The organism is Gordonia jinhuaensis (assembly GCF_014639795.1).
Classification (GTDB): domain Bacteria; phylum Actinomycetota; class Actinomycetes; order Mycobacteriales; family Mycobacteriaceae; genus Gordonia_B; species Gordonia_B jinhuaensis.
On record NZ_BMGC01000014.1, the window covers coordinates 46,467 to 67,898 of the forward strand.

The window sequence follows — 21,432 nt, forward strand, 5'->3', positions numbered from 1 at the left end:
TCACGAACCCTTCGGCGGGACGATCTGCAGGTAGACCGCGGTCAGGATCAGGTTGGCGAAGAACAGCAGCAGGAACGTGATGACCACGCTCTGGTTCACCGCATCGCCCACACCCTTGGGTCCGCTGCCCGGGTTGAGGCCCTTGTAGCAGGCCACCACGCCGGCCAGCACACCGAAGATGACGGCCTTGATCTCGGCGATCCACAGGTCGGGCAGCTGCGCGAGTGCGGAGAACGAGGCCAGGTAGGCGCCGGGGGTGCCCTGCTGGACGACCACGTTGAAGAAGTAGCCGCCGCCGATGCCGATCACCGACACCAGGCCGTTGAGCAGCACGGCGATGAGCACCATCGCGAGCACACGCGGGACCACCAGACGCTGCACCGGGTTGATACCCAGCACCCGCATGGCGTCGATCTCCTCGCGGATGGTGCGCGCACCGAGGTCGGCGGCCACCGCAGAACCGGCGGCACCGGCGATCAGCAGCGACGTCACCAGCGGGGCACCCTGCTGGATCACCACCAGCACACTCGCTGCTCCGGTGAACGCCTCGGCGCCGAGCTGCTTGATCAGCGAACCGGTCTGCATCGACACGATCGCACCGAACGGGATGGCCACCAGCGCGGTCGGCAGAATCGTCACGCTCGCGATGAACCAGGCCTGCTGGATGAACTCACGCCACTGGAAGGGGCGCACGAAAGTCTGGCGTGCCACATCGACGGCGAGCTGCACCATGTTGCCGGTCTCGGCGAATGCCGACGATCCTGCATGGGCGATCTTGTCGATGCCACGCGTGGTGGCTGTGCTCATCGAGCGGCCCCCGACCGGCCGTTACCCACTGCCACGCTGCTCCTCACGACGTCACGCTCATCGGCTGTGACGTTCTCTCCCCCGTGCAACTCCTACCGCCCTTGGGACTTCTCGCCGGATCGATCGTCCCCGGTGGCCCCGTCACCGTGGTGACGTCCGCCGGCTGACGTCTCGTCCGACGACGAGCCGTCCTGATAGGCCGGAAACTGTTCGGTCACCGCATCCGACGGGCTGTGCCCGTTGTCGACCGAGGTGAACTGGTCGGTCTGCCCGCTCGTGTCAGCTCCGGCGGGAGCGTTGAGATCGGCCTGCGTCTCGGCACCTGCCTCGGAGCGAGCGTGTGCACCCACCCCGGCCGGCACCTGAGCGGACTCGCCGCGGTTGCGCGCGGCGACCTCGTCTTCTTCGGCCATGCTGCGGCGGATGGCCTCCTGGGCCGACTCCGGCAGCGACGGAAGCAATTCCTTGACCCGCTCGCGGTGACGTTTGATGGCCTTGCGCTCGGGCATCCCGGGATTGGGCTGCACCTGCGGCTGGATGATCGAGAAGTCGTCCTTGGTGCCGCCGCCGGAGATTCCCGCGGCCTGCATCGCCGCCTCCTTGGCGGCCACGGCCTCGTCCTTCTCCTCGGACATGCCGATCGGACCGAAACGATCACCGGAGAGGAACTGCTTGACCACCGGCTCATGGGAGGTGAGCAGCACCTCGCGCGGGCCGAACATCACCAGCTCCTTGCGGAAGAGCATGCCGATGTTGTCGGGGATCGTGCGGGCAATGTTGATGTTGTGCGTCACGATCAGGATCGTCGCGTCGATCTGGGCGTTGATGTCGATGAGCAGCTGCGAGATGTAGGCCGTACGAACGGGATCCAGACCCGAGTCCGGCTCGTCGCACAGGATGATCTCCGGGTCGAGGACCAGCGCGCGGGCCAGCCCGGCGCGTTTGCGCATACCGCCGGAGATCTCACCGGGCAGCTTGTCCTCGGCCCCGGTCAGACCCACCAGGTCGACCTTCTCCATCACGATGCGACGGATCTCGTCTTCCTTCTTACGGGTGTGCTCGCGCAACGGGAAGGCGATGTTGTCGTAGAGGCTCATCGAGCCGAACAGTGCACCGTCCTGGAAGAGCACACCGAAGAGTTTGCGGATCTCGTAGAGCTCCTTGGCCGAACACTGGGTGATGTCGGTGCCGTCGACGATCACCGACCCCTGGTCGGGCTGCAGCAGACCGATCAACGTCTTCAGGAAGACCGACTTACCGGTACCGGAGGGACCCAGAAGAGCATTCACTTCGCCCGACGGAAGAGTGAGCGTGACGTCACGCCAAATCGTTTGCGAGCCGAACGACTTGGTCAGATGTTCAACGCTTACCTCGACACCCACCGACGAACCTCCGAACTCTGCCCCGAACGTGTGGCTGCGGTCACCCTAGCCTACGAGTAGTAGGCCCAGAACCGAACGCTGGCATTACGCGACGCGCCGTGGCGTCCTGCGGAGTACCCCCCAGACCGGACAAACCAGAAACGTCGCATCTCGTACTTACTGACGGGTAACGATGCCACACGAGTCGCCAAGAGTGAAACCGATCATAGAAATCCATTCGGTGTATCGGACGCCACCTGCGGATACATGATGAAGACCGAGGAACCGTGTCGTGCGGACGACCGATAGGGGTGGGAATGGGACATCGGGTTCACGCATTCGGCGACGACGCTCTCGGCCGTCTCGACGCAGTGGGGGTGGCTGCGGCGATCGCCGCCGGGGACGTCTCGCGCACCGAGGTGCTCGAGGCCGCGCTCGCACGCATCGACGCGGTCGAGCCGGAACTGCACGCCGTCGCGGTCGACGACCGGTCGGCGGCACGCCATCGCGATCGGGGCACGCACACCGCCGCGGGGTGCTTCGCGGGCGTGCCTTCTGTGATCAAGAACAACACCGCCGTGGCCGGTATCCCCACCCTGCACGGCTCGCGGGCCGTCCCCGCGACCCCCGCGACGCATGACGAACCGTTCACCACACAGTTCCGCGCCACGGGCGCGACGATCGTCGCCGCCTCGACGCTGCCCGCCTTCGGGCTGACGGCCAGCACTGAGTTCGTCGACCGCGAACCGACCCGCAATCCCTGGGACACCGATCGCAGCGCCGGCGCCTCCTCCGGCGGATCGGCGGCCCTGGTGGCGGCCGGCGCGGTGCCGCTGGCCCAGGGCAATGACGGCGGCGGGTCCATCCGTATCCCGGCCGCGGCCTGTGGTCTGGTCGGGCTCAAACCGACTCGCGGTCGCCTCGCGGCCGCACCGCAGTCCCGGTCGATGCCGATCGATCTGGTGTGTGAGGGGGTGCTCACGCGTACCGTGCGCGACACGGCCCGCTTCCTGGCCGAGGTCGAGCGCTTCGCCCCGGCCCGTTCACTGCCCCGGATCGGTCGGGTCGAGGCGCCGTCGTCGCGTCGCCTGCGGATCGCGGTGTTCACCGACCCGATCACCGGACCGCTCGACGCCGACACCCGCCTCGGTCTGTCGCAGACGGTGTCGGTACTCGAGTCGCTCGGCCATCGCCTCGATCCGGTCGACGTGCCCGTCGGCACCGAATTCGTCGACCAGTTCACCCTCTACTGGGGACTGATGGGTTTCGGCATCGACCATCTCGGGGCACGTCTGTTCGGCGCCGGCTTCGATCGCACCCGGCTCGACCCGTTCACTCGGGAGCTGTCGCGACTGTTCGCGCGCAACTTCTACCGACTCCCCACAGCGCTGCGGGGCTTACGGCGGGCCAACGCTCGATTCCTCGGATTGTTCGCCGATCACGACGTGATCCTCTCTCCGACGCTCGCCCACACTCCCCCGCCGCTCGGCCATCTGAGCCCGGCCGGCGATTTCGACACCGTCTTCGAGCGTCTGGTGCGGTTTCTGGCTTTCACTCCGATCAACAACACCTCCGGCGCACCGGGCATCTCGCTACCGCTCGCCTGGTCGGCCACCGGCGTGCCCATCGGGATGCACTTCTCGGCCCGGCCCGGCGACGAGCGCACCCTGCTCGAGGTGGCCTACGAGCTCGAGGAGGCGGTGGGCGTCACGCTTGTCTGCGATGCACGGTGTACCGACACCAAAGGACCGGTGCGGGACGAATCCCACACCGGTCCTTGAGGAGTCGACTCGTGATGAGTCAGGGGCTCTGCAGCCCCGAAGGCTTGTCAGCCCAAGATCACTTGAGGGTGACCTTGGCGCCGGCCTCTTCGAGCTTGGTCTTGGCAGCCTCGGCCGAGTCCTTGTCGGCCTTCTCGACGATGGCCTTGGGCGCACCCTCGACCAGGTCCTTGGCTTCCTTGAGGCCCAGGCCCGGGACGATCTCGCGAACGACCTTGATGACCTGGATCTTCTTGTCGCCGGCGCTCTCGAGCACGACGTCGAACTCGTCCTGCTCGGCAGCGGCGTCGGCACCGGCAGCAGCCGGGGCACCGGCAGCGGCAACGGCGACCGGAGCGGCCGCGGTGACCTCGAAGACCTCTTCGAACTTCTTCACGAAATCGCTGAGCTCCAGCAGGGTCAGTTCCTTGAACTGATCGATGAGCTCGTCAGCGGTGAGCTTCGCCATGATTGGCGTCCTTCCTGTCTGTCCCCGGTGTCGGGGGTCTTTCTCATCCCGCCCGGGGAATGGGTCTGGGATCGGTATCTTGTCGCGCAGTCGAGCAGGGGCGGATTACTCCTCCCCGGCCTCCTGCTTCTTCTCCTGCAGGGCAGCCGCGAGGCGTGCGACCTGCGAGGCGGGCTGGTTGAACAGCCCGGCAGCCTTAGCCAAGTTGCCCTTCATGGCACCGGCGAGCTTGGCCAGCAAGACCTCACGCGTCTCCAGGTCGGCGATCTGTTCGATCTCGGACACAGACAGCGCGCGGCCGTCCATGTACCCGCCCTTGATGACGAGAGCCTTGTTGTCCTTGGCGAAGTTCTTCATCGCCTTCGCCGCGACGACCGGCTCACCTTCGATGAAGGCGATCGCGGTCGGGCCGACGAACAGCTCGTCGAGTCCCTCCACGCCCGCATCAGCTGCGGCGCGCTTGACCAGGGTGTTCTTGGCGACGGAGTAGGTTGCACCCTCACCGAGGGAACGACGCAGCTCAGAGATCTGCTTGACCGACAGGCCACGGTATTCCGTGACCACAGTGGCGGTCGCACCCTTGAACTGCTCTGTGATCTCCGCGACTGCGGCGACCTTCTCGGACTTGGCCATACTTCGCCTCCTCTCATGTCCTCGAGTCGGTCATGAAAGGCCGGAAACGACAAACGCCCCGGGGCGCAGGGCCACGGGGCGTGAAGTAAGTTCGGCGATCAGCGCGGCCCATCCGAGGATGGACACCGATCACGGAAGAAAGCTCACACTTCCATGTTCTCCCTGCGTGGGCCGCCGATGTCGAATCGGTCCTTCGGCCGGGATGCTGTCGCATCCCGATGACCAACGGTCTCTGGTTGAACCGGTAGGAGCGGACATGCCGCTCACACCTCGATCAAGAGTACAGGTCAGCAGCCGACGAGCAAAATCGCCGCCACAATCTTCTCGATACCGCCGAACAGTTCACGCGGATAACGATTTGAGGTCATTGGCTGGCGGTATAGGGACCTACGACCGTAGATTGTGGTTCCGGCGGTCACGTGATCCACGCCACACCGGTGTCCGGCACCGATGTGGCAGTCACCGACCGACAACACCGGGCACACCGACGTGCCGCGGGCGGTCAGCGCACCGGGCGACCCATCGGCGACGACGGGACGACCCGCTACGTCAGACCCTTCGCGTCGCGGGGTGTGCACAGGCACCACACAGCGAAAGGTCAGGTGACGAGATGGTCGCGCCACTCGGGTCACCGACACCGTTCCCCCGGCCGGGCACCCGCACCGGGCGGACGGCCGGTGATCTCCCCCTCGGCGATCCGACGGGCGGAGCAGACGGCCGACGCTGGCGCCGACTCGTCGACGGACCTCTCGCCTTCCCCCGAGTCCACATCGACCGAGCCGTCCACATCCGCATGAGCGACGGGGTCACACTGCGGGCGACCCAGGTGCGCCCGGCCGATGAGCGCGGCCACACGGTGGCCGACACCCATCCGGCGATCGTCACGATCAACCCGTACAACCGCGCGCTCGTCGACGCGGTCGACACGTGGCGCACGATTCCCGCGGTGGTGCGCGGCGCGGCGACCGCACCGCTGCGGATGATCGCCTCGGTGACCGGCGACGCGGCGCAGATGCCGTTGACCGGTGGCGGGATCGCCGACGTCTTCGGCATCAACCGACGCCTCATACGCGCCGGATATGCACAACTGGTGGTCGACGTGCGCGGCACCGGCTCGTCACACGGCACCTGGCAGATCCTCGGCGAACGCGAACAGCTCGACTCGGTGGAGGTCATCGACTGGGCCGCGCGTCAGTCGTGGTGCAACGGCGTGGTCGGCATGACCGGCTGGTCGTATTCGGCGATCAACTCACTGCAGGCCGCAGACAAGCGACCCGACGCACTCGGCGCCATCTTCGCCGTGGAGGGCTGCGGCGACATCGTCCGCGACATCTACATCACCGGCGGGATGCCGTCGTTGTTCATCCCGATGTGGCTGTCGATCGTCAACGGGCTCAAGTGGATTCCCGATCCGCGCACCCTCGCTCACGATCTGCGCAGCGGCCACCTGCCGCGCTGGCTGGCGCACCGGATCTCCTCGCCCGCCACCGAGATGACCTCTCTGGCATGGGGTTTCCTCACCGGCCGGGACGATCGCATCCACGACGACCCCTACTTCGACGAACGCGACCCGCACGCCGAGCGCATCGAGGTGCCCACCTTCCTCTTCGGCGCCTGGCATGACCTGTTCGGTCGCAGCGCCTCACAGGTCTACAACCGGATCCCGGTGGAGCCCGGAGCCAAACAACTCGTGATGGCCGACGGCTATCACCTCGACGCCGGCGCAGGCTTCGGCGGTCCGCAGTCCCCGCCGCGGGTCGACGTCCTCGAGCGGGCATGGTTCGACCACTGGCTCAAGGGCATCGACAACGGGGTGCAGGAGTACGGACCGGTGACCCTGCAGCAGCAGGGCGGCTCGTGGAGTTGCGCGCCGGCCTTCCCGCGACCGACCGGGCACACCCATCACCTCTACCTGTCCGACACGTGGTCGAACAGCGCACATGAGGGCATCTTCGACGGAACACTCGACGACAACGGACCCGAGCGCCGGCGCGACCTGCACATCAGACCCGACCTGCGGGGCGCGGCGAGTCGCGACATGACGCAGGTGACCGCGGGCGCGTCGATGGGCCTGGGCAAGCACTTCACCACCGATGCACGCTTCCAGGAGCGCGGCGGTCTGGGCTTCACCACCGCCCCGATGCACACTCCCACCCACCTCAGCGGGGCGATGAACCTGCGCGTCTACGTGACCACCTCGGCGAACGAGGGCATCTGGGCGGTGACCGTCAACGACGTGGCCCCCGACGGGACGTCGACGGTGCTGAGCAACGGCGCACTGTCGATGTCCAACCGGGCCATCGATCCGCAGCTCTCGGAGTACGCCGACGACGGCACCGTACTGTTCGCCCACCACCACCTCAGTCGAGTGCGCAAACTGGCGGTCCCCTCCGACACGCCACTGGCACTCGACATCGACCTGGTGCCCACCGACGCCGTGATCGACATCGGACACCGGTTGCGCGTGAACGTCTACGCGGCGAGCTTCCCGCGCTACCTCACCACCGTGCCCGATCTGATCAAGGCGCGCGGCCGACGCCAGCACCTGGTGCTCGACCCCGAACGCCGCAGCAAGCTGACGGTGCGGGTGATCGGCGAACCGGGCTGGTAGTGCGCGACTGGCTGGTAGTGCGCGGCCCTCAGAGCAGCCCCGCATCGCCGAACAGCACCCGGTAGACGAACGCCGCCTCGGGTCCGATCACCACCTCCACCAGATCGATCAACGTCTGCACGAAATGGGGTCCGTGCGCCGGACCGCCGGAATCGTCGAGGTGGTGAGCGATCTCGTGCAGCACCACCAGCTCTCGCAACGCCCATCGGCCTTCCCTCGCCTCCGGGATCGCGATGGTGGGCACACGGTCGGAGCCCGGCGCGCGCGAGAACTCGTAGTGGGCCTCGCCGGCCCCGCGGCGCGACCGCACCGCGACCGGTACCCGGCTGCGTGAGAAGCGTTCGCGCACAACCGGCATCGTCACAACCCGCTCCACGTACTCGCGCACCGAGTCGATGGAGCCGAACCGCGCCTCCGGCGGGAGGGTCACCGTGGCACCCGCGAGCTGCAGGGTCGTGGACGGCTGATCGAACAGCCGGGCGATCATCCGCTCGGTGGAGTAGACCCGCGCTCTGGCGGAATCACGTGGGTGGCTCACCCGACGTCGCGTGGCAACCGTCGACGCGACGAGAGTTCGGGCTCCACACCGAGTCGCGCCCGACGCCCCGCCCGGTCACCGGCCTGCCGCGCCGCGTCGGAGTACCCCGAACTCGCACTCGACGACCGCCACGTTCCCCGCGCTGTGGACTCCTGGGAGTGGAAGTCGTTGATCTCGATCTCCTTGTCACGCAGGGCGATCGCGGTAGACGCGGTGGATGCGGCGCGCTCGGCCTCCTGCGCCTGCTGCCGGGCCTCCTCACGGGCGTCGGTGAGGCGTTTGCCGATCCGGTCGGCGAAGGCGGTCTGGAAGTTCAACCGTGCGGTGATCGCCGAGAGCGGCTTCTCCTCCACCACCCGCCGGCGCCGCCAGCCGTTGTCCCGGGTGACCACCCGGGCGGCGGTCTCCCCCTTGTAGGCGCCGGATTTGAGATAGGCATCGCTGGCGGCGACCATCTGCACCACCAGCGACGAATACAGCGTCTCCACGCTGTCGATGTCGCCGGGGAATCCGTAGGCGAGCACGTAGGTGGAGTTGTGGGCGACATCGACCTTCACGTCGTTGGCGTGGGCGATCGCCACGAACAGCAACACATAGGTCCGCAACCCGCGCTTACCGGCCTCCCCGATGGTGACCTGCCGACTGATCGGCACGGTCGCGGCGCGCGCCGCCGGATCGTGGGCGCGCGCCACGGCGATGTCGATCGACGCAGCGGTGGCCAGTCGCTGCGCGGCCTGCATGAAGGTCTGGGCCTCATGCTCGTTGTCGGTCCCCTCGGCCTGCCGGAGCAGTGCCGCGATCTTGCCGAGCAGTTTCTCGTCGCGCATACCTCTTAGACTATTGCGCGACCGATTCGGTTCCCGTCAACCGCAGATCCGCGCCCCGGGCGCAGTGTCACCGGCCCCGCGACGATGCCGACACTGCACGGGTGTGACATTGCAGATACTGACGAGTTCTTAACGCCCACAGACCTTCTCGTCCCCACATCGCCGGAGTAGACCTGGTGGTGTGACACTTTCCGAGATTCTCCCGTCCCTGGCCGCTGCGTCGGTCGAGCGCAGTTTCGGTCCCTGCACCTGGGGCGAACACGTGAGCGCATGCGGCCACGACATCCGGATCGGCGCGCTGTCGCTCACCGAGGCGCTCGCGGACCGACCGACCCCGTTCCGGGTCGGCGACCTGCTCATCTGCCGCATCACCGCGATCACCGCCGCACCTGCATCGACCGGGTCATCTATGGGGTGGCCAGAGACGGGGTCGCCGGAGACGGGGCGCAGGCATCTGCACATCGACGCCGACCTGGGCACCGACCGCGTCATCGACGACATCGCCTTCCCCGGCACGTGTCTGGCCGGCGCCCGGATGGGCGACGTCACAATCGTCGAGCGCGGCGGCATCCGGCGCACCGTGCACGCCGAACTGCCCCGAGAGCTCGGTGTCGGCGCCGCGATCCTGCTGGTCACCGCATCCACGTCGGTGCCGCCGCGTCCGCAATCGGTCGCTCACGTGGCGATGGCGGCCGATGTGTGAGCACCGAACTCAGGCCGGATCCGGGTCCTGCCCCACCTCGCGCAACGCCCGCAGAACCGCGGCGGTGCGCGCGTCACGGTCGGCTGCCAGCGCCCGATAGGCCTGCTCACCGCTGCCGTAGACGGCATCGACCTCGTCGAACACCTCGTCCATCGCGCTAGCGTCGACCGTCCCGGCCGAGAACCGCATCTGCGACCCGACATTCTCGTAGAGATGACGCATCCCGCCCGGCCCACCACCGAGCTGCTGCGACTCGAACGGCCCGATCGTCGACCAGCGCAACCCGAGTGAGGTCTTCACCAGTTCATCGAGATCACCGACGTCGATCACCCCCTGCTGCACCAGATAGGTCGCCTCCGCGTTGAACACCTTCTGCAACCGGTTGCCCACGAAACCGGGGATCTCCTTGTGCAGCCGGATCGGTACCCGGCCGAGCTCGGTGTACACCGACACCGCGTGGTCGACGATGTCGGTCCGCGTCTGCGGCAACGGCACCACCTCGATCAGCGGCATGAGCTGCGGCGGGTTGAACGGGTGGCCCACCAGGATGCGATCGGCGGCCGGATTGCCCTCGGCGATGTCAGAGGGGAGCAACGACGATGACGAGGACGCGAGCACCACATCGTCTCGGGTGTGCGCGGCGAGTGTCGCGAACAACTCCCGTTTGAGCTCGATGCGCTCGGGTCCGGCCTCCTGCACGTAATCGGTGCCCTCGGCGGCCTCCGCGAGATCCGCGGTGGTGGCGATGTCGAGTCCGGCGAGGTTGCGCGCCACGAGTTCGTCGAGGTCCGGGCGCGGATCGCTGATCCGCACCGACCACCCCGCGTCACCGAACAACCGCGCGAACGACTCGCCGATGACCCCGGCACCGACGATGGTGACCGTCGACATCACCGCCTCCTAGAGTCCGAGCCTCTTCTGCATGTCGCGCAACGTGTTCGCCGAATCGATGAGCCCTTGCCGCTCCGAATCCGACAGCGGCACACGGATCCGCTCCCCCGCCCCGCGACGGTCGATGAGCGTGGGCAGCGACAGGCACACATCCTCGATGCCCTCGTACCCCGCCCCGGTGGCGATCGTCGAGATGGGCATCACGCGATGCTCGTTACGCAGCACGGCTTCGGCGATCCGTGCCGTCGCCAGGCCGATCGCGTAGTTCGTGGCGCCCTTGCCGTCGATGATCGTGTACGCCGAGGACACCACGTCGTGCTGGATGTCGTTGCGTGCGTTCTCGTCGAGCGGGTCGAATCCAGGCAGCGGCTCCCATGCGGTGAGGGGCATGCCGCCGATGGTCGCCGACTCCCACAGCGGGATCTCGGAGTCGCCGTGTTCGCCGACGATGTAGGCGTGGACGTTCTGCACCGCGACGCCGCAGTACTGGGCCACCGAGAACCGCAGACGCGAGGAGTCCAGGACCGTCCCCGACCCGAACAGCTGGTTGCGCGGCAGACCGCTGTACTTCAGCGCCGCATAGGTCACCAGGTCGACGGGATTGGACACCATGATGTACACCGCGTCGGGCGCCACCTCGAGCACGCCGGGCATGCTCGCCTTGGTGACAGCGATGGTCGAGTCGGCCAGATCCAGACGTGACTGGCCGGGTTTCTGCTTCGCGCCGGCGGTGAACACCACCACGTCGGCGTCGCGGCACACCTCGACGTCGTCGGACCCGATCACGTCGGCGCGCGGCACGAATTCGAGCCCGTGGGACAGGTCGAGTACTTCCGCATGGACCTTCTTGGCGTTGATGTCCATCAGCGCCACGGTGCGCGCGACACCCCTGATCAGCGACGCATAGGCGATCGCCGTACCCACCGCACCCGCCCCGATGATCGCGAGTTTCGTTCCATCGCTGCCCATTTCGCACTCCTGACACGTCGACGCACATCCGGATGAAAGGCCCTCAGATGTCAGCCTATGCCAGCCGGGCGCCACGCGGAGTTGTACCGCTCCCGGGCTCAGACGAAGCGGCGACGCGACCGGTGGCAAAAATCATCCCCGTGGGCGCAGCGGAGGGCAATGTTCCCTTCGCGGCGCTCAGGGGGCCGATTTTCACCGTTGCGACCCGAACATGACCCGCCCAGCGTCACTCCCGGATGGTCATCTTGGCCACCTGATCGCCGGTGACGTCGTAGGTGAAGGTCGAGGGTCCGTTGAATCCGTCGCCGCCGACTTTCGCGATCACCACCGCCTGATGGCCGATGTTGCGGACGTTGGTCACCTCCAGCGTCACGTGTTTGCCGATGAACTCGGCATCACTCCAGCCTGCGATCTCGTCGCGGCCGGTGAACTCACGACCCCAGTCGTCGACCACGCCATCGTCGGCGAATGTGGCAAGAAAAGCGGTCTGATCACCCGTGTTGGTGGCGTCGATCGACGCACGGACGGGTGCGGGCAGAAGTTCTGCCATGAGTGGTGTCCTCTCAGTGCGAGCCCGAAGGCCTGGGCATGCTCGACCCCCTCATGTCGAGCATGCCCTCTTCGGCCTCAGCGGGTGGTGTAACCCCCATTGGCGAACAGCGTCTGGCCGGTGATCCAGTGACCGTCGGTGGCCAGGAATGTCGCGATCGGGGCGATGTCGCGGATGTCGGTGAGCCGGTTGCCCATCGCCTGCGACTTGTGGAAGGCGACGCGCTCGGGCGTCTCCTGACCGTAGAAGAACGGGGTGTCCATCGGCCCCGGGGCGATGTTGTTGACCGAGATGCCGCGCTCGGCGAACTCCTTGGCCGCCGCGCGGGTGAAGTGCTCGACCGGCGCTTTGGCTCCGGCGTAGGTGGAGTAGCCGTCGGTGAAGGCCGCGAGCAGTGAGGTGACGATGGTGATCACGCTGCCGTTGTCGTTCAGGTGTTTACCTGCCTCGCTGATGAAGAAGTAGGCCGTCTTCGCGTTGATGTCGAACATCGAGTCGTACTCCTCCTCGGTGGTCTCGACGATCGGCTTGCGCAGCACCTTTCCGACGGTGTTGATCGCCACGTCGATGCTGCCCAGCACCGAGTCGACCTGCTCGAACATCGAGGCCACGTTCCTCGGCACGGTCAGATCGCCCTGGATCAGCAGCGATCGCGCGCCGAGCTCCTCGACCGCGGCAGCGGTCTTCTCGGCGTCGTCGCGGGTCGCGTCGCTGTTGTAGTGGATGGCCACGTTCGCGCCCAGCGCCGCGAGGTCGCGCGAGATGAGGCCACCGAGGTTCTTGGCGCCGGCGGCCACGAGTGCGTTCTTCCCCTCGAGTGCGCGGGTGGCGGTGGAGTCCTGTGCGAATGTCATCGATCGAATCCCTTCCTGTCGGCTCCCCGGTGATCCGAGAATTGCCGTGTACTTCAGCGGATGACGTTCACGATAGGAACGGTTAAACACAAGAACAATCGAATCTATCTGGATATACAACAACTAAGATTTGAGTATGAACCCGGAGGACGCCCACGCACTCGACACCCGGCGGCTTGAGCAATTCGTCGCCGTCGCCGACGCGGGAACACTGGCAGTGGCCGCCGAGCGGTTGTTCATCACCCAGCAGGCACTCTCGACGGCGCTGCGCCAACTCGAGCGTGAGGTCGGGGTGGCACTGTTCGACCGCTCGGGACGACGTCTGGTGCTCACTGCCGCGGGCCAGGAACTACTGGCCGGTGCCCGCCCACTCCTCACGGGATCGCGCGAGCTGGCCCGGGCGGTCCGCAGGCGAGCAGCCGGGACCCCGCCCGCCTTCGTCGTGGGCCATTCACCCGCACTCGCCGACCACGAGGTGTTCGCACTGCTCGAGACCGCGATCCGGCGACATCCCGACGCATCGGTCACCCTGACCCAGGTGTTCCCCGGTCGTTTCGTCGACGAACTCCTCTCGGGCAACCTGGATCTCGCGTTGCGCCGGGGGGTCGACACCCCAGCCGACCTCACCTCCGCGGTGATCGCCTACCAGCCACTGCGTGTCGCTTTTTCTTCGAAACATCGTCTGGCTCAACGTGATCGGATCGCGGTGCGCGACCTGCGCGATGTGCCGGTAACCGTGTGGGCACCCGAACGCCACTCGTTCTACACCGACTTCCTCATCGCGCACTTCCGCCGCAACGGTGTGGAGCCACATCTACGGGTGAGCCGGGTTCAGGGTGCGCCGCCGGCCACCGCAGCACTGCTCGACGATGACACCTGCGTCTTCGTGACCGACCCACCCGGCACGTGTTACGGCGGCCGAATCGTGGTGCGCGACTTCGACGATCCCCCGTTCTCCCCGGTGCAGGCGCTGTGGCTACCGCATACGGTGTCGGCGCTGCGCGCCGACATACTCAGCGCAGCACCCTAGAAGTGGTTGCGTGAGTGGGTGATTGCCACCGGCCAGAACTGGTTGCGTTGGCGAGAACTGGTTGCGTTGGTGGGAACTGGTCGCGTTTGCGAGAACTGGTCGCGGCGGCATAAACGCAACCAGTTTCCACACACGCACCCATTGCAAAGGCCGCGTCTACGCAAACTGGTCGCGTCTGTAGCGAAGAAGCAGACTACGCCGTCGAAAACTGTGGCTGCGTACGTGAGAACTGGTCGCGGCTGCGAGAACTGGTCGCGGCTGCGAGAACTGGTCGCGGCTGCAAGAACTGGGTGCGGCCGCACAAACGCAACCACTTTCCACAGACGCACCCATTGCAAAGGCCGCGTCTGCGAGAACTGGGTGCGGCTGCACAAACGCAACCAGTTCATCCGGCGCGGCGACGCAAACGCAACCAGTTCATCCGGCCCGACAACACCGCAAACGCAACCAGTTCCCCCCGCACCCACACCACACCACAACCCCACACATGACAAACACCCCCTGACCATCGGTCAGGGGGTGTCGTCGAGCAGTAGCGCTACTGCCGGTCACGCACAGGCGATCAGGCCTGCGCCTCCTCGGCGTAGTTGCGGGTCACCGCCGGATCCACCGGGATGCCCGGTCCGGTGGTGGTGCTCACGGTGACCTTCTTCAGGTAGCGGCCCTTGGCAGCCGACGGCTTGGCGCGCAGGATCTCCTCCAGAGCAGCGCCGTAGTTCTCGGCGAGCTGCTTGGGCTCGAACGACGCCTTGCCGATCACGAAGTGCAGGTTGGCTGCCTTGTCGACGCGGAAGTTGATCTTGCCGCCCTTGATGTCGTTGACGGCCTTGGTGACATCGGTGGTCACGGTGCCGGTCTTCGGGTTCGGCATCAGGCCGCGCGGTCCGAGGATGCGCGCGATGCGGCCGACCTTGGCCATCTGATCGGGGGTGGCGATCGCGGCGTCGAAGTCCAGGAAACCGTCCTGGATCTTGGCGATCAGATCCTCCGAGCCCACCTCGTCGGCGCCTGCGGCCTCGGCCTCGGCGGCCTTGTCGCCGGCGGCGAACACGATCACGCGGGCGGTCTTACCAGTGCCGTTGGGCAGGTTGACGGTGCCGCGAACCATCTGGTCGGCCTTGCGGGGATCGACACCGAGACGGATGGCGACCTCGACGGTGGCGTCGAACTTCTCCGACGACGTGTCCTTGGCCAGCTTCACAGCCTCCAGCGGGCTGTAGAGCGACGTCTTGTCGATCTTGGCAGAGGCCGCTTCGTAGGCCTTGCTCTTCTTGCTCATATGCTCTTTCCTTGCTCCGCTCTCCGGAATCGGATGCGGGTTGGTGGTTGCGGACCGAGCCGGTCCTCCCACGCGTTCTCGTGAGTTCGATCAACCCCTGGTGAGGGGTGCGGCCGTATCAGCCCTCGACGGTGATACCCATCGACCGTGCGGTACCGGCGATGATCTTCGCGGCCTGGTCGATGTCGTTGGCGTTGAGGTCCTCGGCCTTGGTCTTGGCGATCTCGCGGACCTGGTCCATCGAGACCTTGCCGACCTTGTTCACATGCGGCTCTCCCGAGCCCTTCTGCAGACCGGCAGCCTTGAGCAGCAGCTTGGCGGCAGGCGGGGTCTTCAACTTGAAGTCGAAGGAACGGTCTTCGTAAACGAAGATCTCCACCGGCACCACGTTGCCACGCTGCGACTCGGTCGCGGCGTTGTAGGCCTTGCAGAACTCCATGATGTTCACGCCGTGCTGACCGAGCGCCGGACCCACGGGCGGTGCAGGGTTGGCCTGCCCGGCCTGGATCTGGAGCTTGATGATGCCGGCGAGCTTCTTCTTCTTGGGGGGCATCTCTGATTGCTTCCTTTGGGTTTCTTACTGGCTCCGCGTCGCTGGAACGCGGAAGTTTAAAACGCGCGAACGCTGGATCGAATTCCGCTCAGATCTTCTCGACCTGATTGAAGCCGAGCTCGACCGGTGTCTCACGACCGAAGATCGACACCAGGACCTTGACCTTGCGCTGTTCGGCGTTGACCTCGGAGATCGAGGCCGGCAGCGTCGCGAACGGGCCGTCCATGACGGTGACCGACTCGCCGACCTCGAAGTCGACCTCGACACCTGCGGCGGCGGCAGCAGCCTCCACGCCCTCGGCGCCGGCACCGGACTTGCCCGACACGGTCTTCTTGGTCTCGACCTTGGGGGCGAGGAACTTGACGACCTCGTTGAGGCTCAGCGGCGACGGCTGGCTGGTGCGGCCCACGAACCCGGTGACGCCCGGGGTGTTGCGCACCGCGCCCCACGACTCGTCGTTGAGATCCATGCGCACGAGGATGTAGCCGGGCAGGACCTTACGGTTGACCTTCTTGGGCTGGCCGTTCTTGATCTCGGTGACCTCTTCGGTGGGCACCTCCACCTGGAAGATGTAGTCACCCACGTCGAGGTTCTGCACACGCGTCTCGAGATTGGCCTTGACCTTGTTCTCGTAGCCGGCGTAGCTGTGGATCACATACCAGTCGCCCGGCGCACGCCGCAGTTCACGCTTGAGCTTGGCGACGGGATCCTCTTCTTCCGCCTCGGCGTCGGCAGGTGCCTCGCCAGCGGTCTGGGACTCGGCGGCCTCGGAATCAGAGTCGACCTCGGGCGCGTCGGCGTCGGGGGTCTCGTCGGTGTCAGTCGCCTCGGTGTCCACGTCGTCGGCAGGGGCCTCGAGGGCAGCCTCCACCGTCTCGTCGGCGGACGTCTCGACGGCGTCTGCCTCGGCGGTGATGTCCGCGTCGTTCTCGGGGGTGCTCACTGCGCCCAGCTCCTCTTTCTTCGTGGTCCGGTCGGTTCTCGTGCTGCCGGTTGGTGTCCTCGTGCTACCTCAGCCGAGGATCCACAGCACGAGTTTGGCGAACCCGAGATCCAGCCCCGCCACGAAAGCGGTGAACACCACCACGAAGATCAGCACCACCAGGGTGTACTGGATCACTTCGCGACGGGTCGGCCAGATGACCTTCTTGAGTTCGTCCACGACCTGCGTCAGGAACAACCAGATCCGCTTGAACGGATTGTGGTCGCCTTCGGCAACCCGCTTCTGCTTTTTTCTCTTCTCTGCGTTCTCACCCTCACTGAGGTCGACACCGGCAACGGTGTCGGTGTCCCGCTCGAGGGTGGCGGTCGAACGCTTGCCCCGGGGAGCGTTGCGCTTACCCGAAGGGCGCAGCTCCTCGTCGTCGGTCACGGCATCGAGAGAGTCGGCGTCGGCGTCACCCTGAGCTCCGTCGGCACCGTTCACCGAGGCGCCCTTGGCGCGGGCAGCCCTGTCGCGATCACTCACGTTGTCCCTCTCGTCGTCCGTGCCCTGGCCGGTGCGACCCGGACCACAGAAAATACCGGCCGGGTCACTCCGGACGCCTGGCGACGACCGGGAGCCAAGGGCAGGGGCGACAGGACTTGAACCTGCAACCTGCGGTTTTGGAGACCGCTGCTCTGCCAGTTGAGCTACGCCCCTTTGGTGCCGCCCACCCCGCGACCAGCGGTTCGGGACTACGGCGGCCCCTGTCCGTCCCTTTCATGATCAACGCGCCACCCTCAGGGCAGCGCGTAGTGTCAAGAAACAGACAGTTCAGTGTACGTCACCACCCCGGCCAAAAACCAAACCGGCAGGTGAACCACTACGCACATGCGGTGCTGACCTGCGAACACAGTGCTTGCGGGCCGCGAAGCCCGCTCCCACCGGCGATCGTCAGGAGAACTGCACACCCACTGTCGCGCGACCGAAGATCTTGCGCTCGCCCTGTTTGGCGACGATGGCGATCACCCCGCGGCGCGTGTCCGGATCGAGCGACTTGATCTTGGCGGTGAAATCCACATTCGCCGAGCCGTCTGCGGGCACATACACCGGGCTGGTGAAGCGCACGTTGTACTCGTAGATCGCCGCGGGGTCCTTGATGAACTCCCCGACGAAACTCGCGCCGAGGCCCATGCTCTGCATGCCGTGCGCGATGACATCGTCGAGTCCGGCCACCTTGGCCACCTCATCGGAGAAGTGGATCGGATTCGGGTCACCCGCCACGCCGGCGTAATTCACCAGGTTGCCTCGTGTGAGCGTGAACGTCTTCGACGGCAGCTCCTGACCCACCTCGAGACCGTCGAACGAGATCGCACCATAGGGCTTGGGCGCGACCACCGGATCGGGCAGTTCGTAGCGCGCCGGGTCGGGGGCCACGGTCGGCTCGAACTCCGCGAGCGCGGGCGCCTTCATCATCACGTGGTCGATCGAGCTGATCAGAGCCGGGTCGACCTCCATCGACGGCCGCGCGACCAGGCCGGTCCAGGTGGTCATCACCGGGTCGCCGTGCTGATCCCAGATCACGTTCTTGGTCACCATCACGTCGTTGCCGGCGACCTGGCGGAACGAGTCGAGCGATACGTCGCAGATCAGCCGCGCACCCACCTTCAACGGCTGGTGGAACACCAGACGCTGGTCGGTCTGCAGGATCTGCCAGATGTCGTAGCCGGTGATCACATCGGAGAACAGTCGCCGCTGTGCGACGATCCCGAGCACGGAGACGTAGGTCGGTGCGGCGACCAGCGTGTCATGTCCGAGGGCCCGGGCCGCGGCCTCGTCCCAGTGGATCGGGTTGCCGTCCTGCACCGCCTGCGCATGCTTGCGCACCTCTTCGCGGGCGATCTCGTAGTAGTCGTCGACCGTGTAGGTGTAGCCCACCAGCTTCTTGGTCTTCTCCGAGACGCTCTCTGCCGTGATCTCGGCCGTGTCCTCGTTCACCGATGTCCCCTCGCTCACCGAGCCACTCCCTCCTGCGGCGCCGTGGCGGTCACACCGCCGGCTGCGCGTCATCCCGATCGACGACCCGGCGCGGCTGCTTCGCGGGGTCGACGGCGATCAATCCGTGAGAACGGGCTGTCCACGGACACAAACGAGAAGAGGGGGTACCTTTCGGCACCCCCTCTTCGTCACGGCGGATATGCGCCGCCGCGTAGAACTCTCTTCACATCCGTCGCCACGGTGTGCCCCGGCGATTGTCGCACCGTCGCGCACCGATTTCTCGCGAGCCACTACGGCTCAGCGTGGAAAACCGGCGATCGCGCCGCGAACACCCAATCGATGCGGCACCCGGAACCATCCGGGGAAGCCTGCGGTCAGCGGGCCTCTTTGTGGTTCTGGTGCTTCCCGCAATTCGGGCAGAACTTGCGCAGCTCGAGGCGATCGGGATCGTTGCGGCGGTTCTTCTTGGTGATGTAGTTGCGGTGCTTGCACACCTCGCACGCCAAGGTGATCTTGGGGCGAACGTCTGTCGAGGAGGCCACTGTCGTCTTCTTTCGGGTGGTTCGGGTGAGCCTGCCCGCGCGGAGAAGAACTTCCTCCGGTACGGCGGCCCGTCTGCGTGGGTCGAAACCTCGCGGCTCCGATGTGTAGCGGTGGAGGGACTCGATCCCTCGACCTCACGATTATGAGTCGTGCGCTCTAACCAGCTGAGCTACACCGCCAGAGTGGACTGGTTTCGTCCAGCGAGCCCCCTGACGGAATCGAACCGTCGACCTTTTCCTTACCATGGAAACGCTCTACCGACTGAGCTAAGGGGGCGTGCCCGCTCCGGTACTACCCGGCGCGAGAGCCTTAACGAGGTTACACATCCCGGCTCCGCAGCACCAAATCGCGTGCTCACCGCGTTGTCGACCCCGTCAGATGAACCCGGCCCCGACCGCTTTCATGCAGGTCGAGACCGGTTTTACATCTGGTGGCAGGTATAGGATTCGAACCTATGTAGCTTGCGCGACGGATTTACAGTCCGCTCCCTTTGGCCGCTCGGGCAACCTGCCGTGCCGCTCACATCGCCGTTCCCGGCGGCGGTTGAGCAACGCCGGAAAGAATACAACGAAGGTGTCGCAACAACGAAAACGGCTGGTCAGGGCCCCGAAATCGAGGCATCGAGGGCCATCGACGCCGTCGGGGTGGCACCGGTGTGTCACGTCACATCCCTTCCGAATCGGGCGGCCTTCGCGAAATGCTGGGAGTTTCGTCGCCTGCCGTGGCGGAGCCGTCGCAGCCACGCAGACAGACAGCACACGGATCACGGGTGACAGACCACGGACATAGCCCACGGGCCACGGACACAGAGGACGCCCGGGCACAGGGCCCGCGCACCAGAGAAGGGCGAGATGACCGCTGACGAGACGACCGCTGACGAGACGACGGGTAGCGGCGCACAGACCGGGCAGGTCGAGCACACCTTCACGCTCACCCGCGCGATCACGTTGTTGCTCACCGTGACGGCCGGGACGTCGGTCGCGGCCCTGTATTACGCGCAACCGCTGCTGGTCATCATCGCGACGAACCTGCACACCTCGACGTCACTGGCCGGGCTGCTGGTCACCGCCAGTCAGGTCGGCTACGTCGTGGGTCTGGCGCTGCTGGTCCCGCTGGGCGACATCGTCGACCGCCGCACCCTCATCACCCGACTGCTGGCCTTGGCGGTGGTCGCCGCGCTCGTCGCCGCCTGCGCACCGAATTTCTGGGTGCTGTGTGCGGCGCTGGTCTTCTGCGGCATCACCTCGGCGACCGCGATGGTGGTGGTGCCCTTCGCCGCCGGCGTCGCGGCGCCGCACGAACGCGGTCGCGTCACCGGAACGGTGATGAGCGGTGTGATGCTGGGCATCCTGCTGGCACGCACCATCAGCGGCGCGCTCGCCGAACTAGGCGGCTGGCGCACCATCTACGCCGTCTCCGCGGTGGCGTTCGCGATCCTGGCCGTGTGCGTATGGCGGATGCTCCCCTCGGCGCCCGCCACGGCGACCGTGCGCTACCCGCGACTGCTCGCCTCCATCGCCACACTGATCCGCGCCGAGCCGCTCCTGCGCGGGCGGATGGCACTGGGGTTCTTGTCGATGGGCGGATTCACCCTGATGTGGACGGCCTCCACCTTCCTGCTCGCGCGCGACTACGGGTTCTCCGCCGGTGTGATCGGACTGTTCGGTCTCGCCGGTGCGGCCGGCGCCGCAGGAGCTCCGGTGATCGGGCGGCTGTTCGATCGCGGGCACGCCCATGTCGCCAACACGGTCGCCTGGGTCTCGATCCTGGTCGGCTGGGGTCTGCTGGCTCTCGGACACCACACGCTGGTGGCGTTCGTCCTGGGCTTGTTGCTGTTCGACTTCGGGTCACAGGCCGTGCAGATCTGCAACCAGAACCGCATCTACTCCTCGCTCGACCCGGCAGCCCGCAGCCGCATCACCACCGCCTACATGGTCACGTTCTTCCTCGGCGGAGTCGCCGGCTCGGCGCTGGCCGCACCGCTCTACGACGCCGGCGGGTGGGGTGCGGTGTGTCTGGCCGGCACGGTGGTCGCCGTGGTCGGACTCGCGCTCTGGGGTGCGATCTACCTGTCGCGCGAGCGCAGCCTCACGGCCGCGCACTGAGAGACACCCGGCCCGCGGAGACACCTCGT

21 protein-coding genes and 4 tRNA genes are annotated in these 21,432 nt (G+C 66.4%); 5 read left to right on the forward strand and 20 right to left on the reverse strand.

All coding sequences use genetic code 11. The annotated features are described in order from the left end of the window. Together IEW22_RS11105 and IEW22_RS11110 are read right to left on the reverse strand one after the other, a co-directional pair. Positions 1-807 carry an MlaE family ABC transporter permease gene (locus IEW22_RS11105; RefSeq protein ID WP_188586676.1) on the reverse strand — a complete coding sequence of 269 codons (807 nt, stop codon included), beginning with the start codon at positions 805-807 and terminating at the stop codon, positions 1-3. A gap of 92 nt (positions 808-899) precedes the next feature. Further along, complete coding sequence (locus IEW22_RS11110) at positions 900-2,189, reverse strand: ABC transporter ATP-binding protein (protein WP_188586677.1); 1,290 nt, start codon at positions 2,187-2,189, stop codon at positions 900-902. A 296-nt stretch (positions 2,190-2,485) separates the two neighbouring features. On the opposite strand from IEW22_RS11110, the gene IEW22_RS11115 reads away from it, so the two are divergent. Continuing rightward, on the forward strand, positions 2,486-3,949 hold the full coding sequence (locus IEW22_RS11115; protein ID WP_188586678.1) for an amidase: 1,464 nt from the start codon (positions 2,486-2,488) through the stop codon (positions 3,947-3,949). Between the two features lie 58 nt (positions 3,950-4,007). On the opposite strand, the gene rplL is transcribed toward IEW22_RS11115, so the two are convergent. Together rplL and rplJ are read right to left on the reverse strand one after the other, a co-directional pair. Continuing rightward, positions 4,008-4,397, reverse strand: a complete 390-nt coding sequence (gene rplL / locus IEW22_RS11120) for a 50S ribosomal protein L7/L12 (RefSeq protein WP_188586679.1) — start codon at positions 4,395-4,397, stop codon at positions 4,008-4,010. A gap of 105 nt (positions 4,398-4,502) precedes the next feature. Beyond that, complete coding sequence (rplJ, locus tag IEW22_RS11125) at positions 4,503-5,030, reverse strand: 50S ribosomal protein L10 (RefSeq protein ID WP_188586680.1); 528 nt, start codon at positions 5,028-5,030, stop codon at positions 4,503-4,505. Between the two features lie 610 nt (positions 5,031-5,640). On the opposite strand from rplJ, the gene IEW22_RS11130 reads away from it, so the two are divergent. Then, the gene (locus IEW22_RS11130; protein WP_188586681.1) at positions 5,641-7,641 is read left to right on the forward strand and encodes a CocE/NonD family hydrolase; all 2,001 of its coding nucleotides are present in this window, start codon (positions 5,641-5,643) and stop codon (positions 7,639-7,641) included. Positions 7,642-7,669: 28 nt separating this feature from the next. Here the strand turns inward: IEW22_RS11130 and IEW22_RS11135 are convergent, their stop codons facing one another. Both IEW22_RS11135 and IEW22_RS11140 read right to left on the reverse strand, forming a co-directional pair. After that, positions 7,670-8,128, reverse strand: coding sequence for a TIGR04338 family metallohydrolase (locus tag IEW22_RS11135; RefSeq protein WP_188586710.1), 459 nt, complete (start codon positions 8,126-8,128; stop codon positions 7,670-7,672). A gap of 47 nt (positions 8,129-8,175) precedes the next feature. Beyond that, positions 8,176-9,006, reverse strand: coding sequence for a DUF2786 domain-containing protein (locus IEW22_RS11140; RefSeq protein ID WP_188586682.1), 831 nt, complete (start codon positions 9,004-9,006; stop codon positions 8,176-8,178). 181 nt (positions 9,007-9,187) lie between these two features. On the opposite strand from IEW22_RS11140, the gene IEW22_RS11145 reads away from it, so the two are divergent. Continuing rightward, positions 9,188-9,709, forward strand: a complete 522-nt coding sequence (locus tag IEW22_RS11145) for a hypothetical protein (protein ID WP_188586683.1) — start codon at positions 9,188-9,190, stop codon at positions 9,707-9,709. Between the two features lie 9 nt (positions 9,710-9,718). Here IEW22_RS11145 and IEW22_RS11150 read toward each other — a convergent pair whose 3' ends face one another. The 4 genes from IEW22_RS11150 to IEW22_RS11165 all read right to left on the reverse strand — a co-directional run bounded on the left by IEW22_RS11150 (position 9,719) and on the right by IEW22_RS11165 (position 12,973). Then, entirely contained in the window at positions 9,719-10,600 is an 882-nt protein-coding gene (locus IEW22_RS11150; RefSeq protein ID WP_188586684.1) for a 3-hydroxyacyl-CoA dehydrogenase NAD-binding domain-containing protein, read from the reverse strand. 9 nt (positions 10,601-10,609) lie between these two features. Next, positions 10,610-11,569, reverse strand: coding sequence for an L-lactate dehydrogenase (locus IEW22_RS11155; RefSeq protein ID WP_188586685.1), 960 nt, complete (start codon positions 11,567-11,569; stop codon positions 10,610-10,612). A 226-nt stretch (positions 11,570-11,795) separates the two neighbouring features. Next, positions 11,796-12,119, reverse strand: coding sequence for a nuclear transport factor 2 family protein (locus IEW22_RS11160; protein ID WP_188586686.1), 324 nt, complete (start codon positions 12,117-12,119; stop codon positions 11,796-11,798). Between the two features lie 77 nt (positions 12,120-12,196). Then, positions 12,197-12,973: an SDR family oxidoreductase gene (locus tag IEW22_RS11165; protein ID WP_188586687.1), complete on the reverse strand. Its 777-nt coding sequence runs from the start codon at positions 12,971-12,973 to the stop codon at positions 12,197-12,199. Between the two features lie 136 nt (positions 12,974-13,109). Between IEW22_RS11165 and IEW22_RS11170 the strand changes: the two genes are divergently transcribed. Then, complete coding sequence (locus IEW22_RS11170; protein WP_188586688.1) at positions 13,110-14,003, forward strand: LysR family transcriptional regulator; 894 nt, start codon at positions 13,110-13,112, stop codon at positions 14,001-14,003. Positions 14,004-14,565: 562 nt separating this feature from the next. On the opposite strand, the gene rplA is transcribed toward IEW22_RS11170, so the two are convergent. From rplA to IEW22_RS11220, 10 genes are all read right to left on the reverse strand, one after another. Beyond that, the gene (gene rplA, locus IEW22_RS11175; protein WP_188586689.1) at positions 14,566-15,282 is read right to left on the reverse strand and encodes a 50S ribosomal protein L1; all 717 of its coding nucleotides are present in this window, start codon (positions 15,280-15,282) and stop codon (positions 14,566-14,568) included. 118 nt (positions 15,283-15,400) lie between these two features. Beyond that, positions 15,401-15,835, reverse strand: coding sequence for a 50S ribosomal protein L11 (gene rplK, locus IEW22_RS11180; protein WP_188586690.1), 435 nt, complete (start codon positions 15,833-15,835; stop codon positions 15,401-15,403). 88 nt (positions 15,836-15,923) lie between these two features. Beyond that, complete coding sequence (nusG, locus tag IEW22_RS11185) at positions 15,924-16,778, reverse strand: transcription termination/antitermination protein NusG (protein WP_188586691.1); 855 nt, start codon at positions 16,776-16,778, stop codon at positions 15,924-15,926. Positions 16,779-16,847: 69 nt separating this feature from the next. Continuing rightward, positions 16,848-17,303, reverse strand: coding sequence for a preprotein translocase subunit SecE (secE, locus tag IEW22_RS11190; RefSeq protein ID WP_188586692.1), 456 nt, complete (start codon positions 17,301-17,303; stop codon positions 16,848-16,850). Positions 17,304-17,404: 101 nt separating this feature from the next. Beyond that, positions 17,405-17,477 (reverse strand) — tRNA-Trp (locus tag IEW22_RS11195). A 234-nt stretch (positions 17,478-17,711) separates the two neighbouring features. Further along, the gene (locus tag IEW22_RS11200) at positions 17,712-18,827 is read right to left on the reverse strand and encodes a fused (3R)-hydroxyacyl-ACP dehydratase subunits HadA/HadB (RefSeq protein WP_188586693.1); all 1,116 of its coding nucleotides are present in this window, start codon (positions 18,825-18,827) and stop codon (positions 17,712-17,714) included. 302 nt (positions 18,828-19,129) lie between these two features. After that, positions 19,130-19,297: a 50S ribosomal protein L33 gene (gene rpmG / locus IEW22_RS11205; RefSeq protein WP_188586694.1), complete on the reverse strand. Its 168-nt coding sequence runs from the start codon at positions 19,295-19,297 to the stop codon at positions 19,130-19,132. 106 nt (positions 19,298-19,403) lie between these two features. Beyond that, positions 19,404-19,477 (reverse strand) — tRNA-Met (locus IEW22_RS11210). 24 nt (positions 19,478-19,501) lie between these two features. Beyond that, positions 19,502-19,574, reverse strand: a tRNA-Thr gene (locus tag IEW22_RS11215). 152 nt (positions 19,575-19,726) lie between these two features. After that, positions 19,727-19,810, reverse strand: a tRNA-Tyr gene (locus IEW22_RS11220). Between the two features lie 339 nt (positions 19,811-20,149). On the opposite strand from IEW22_RS11220, the gene IEW22_RS11225 reads away from it, so the two are divergent. After that, positions 20,150-21,403, forward strand: coding sequence for an MFS transporter (locus IEW22_RS11225; RefSeq protein ID WP_188586695.1), 1,254 nt, complete (start codon positions 20,150-20,152; stop codon positions 21,401-21,403). Positions 21,404-21,432 lie beyond the last annotated feature (29 nt).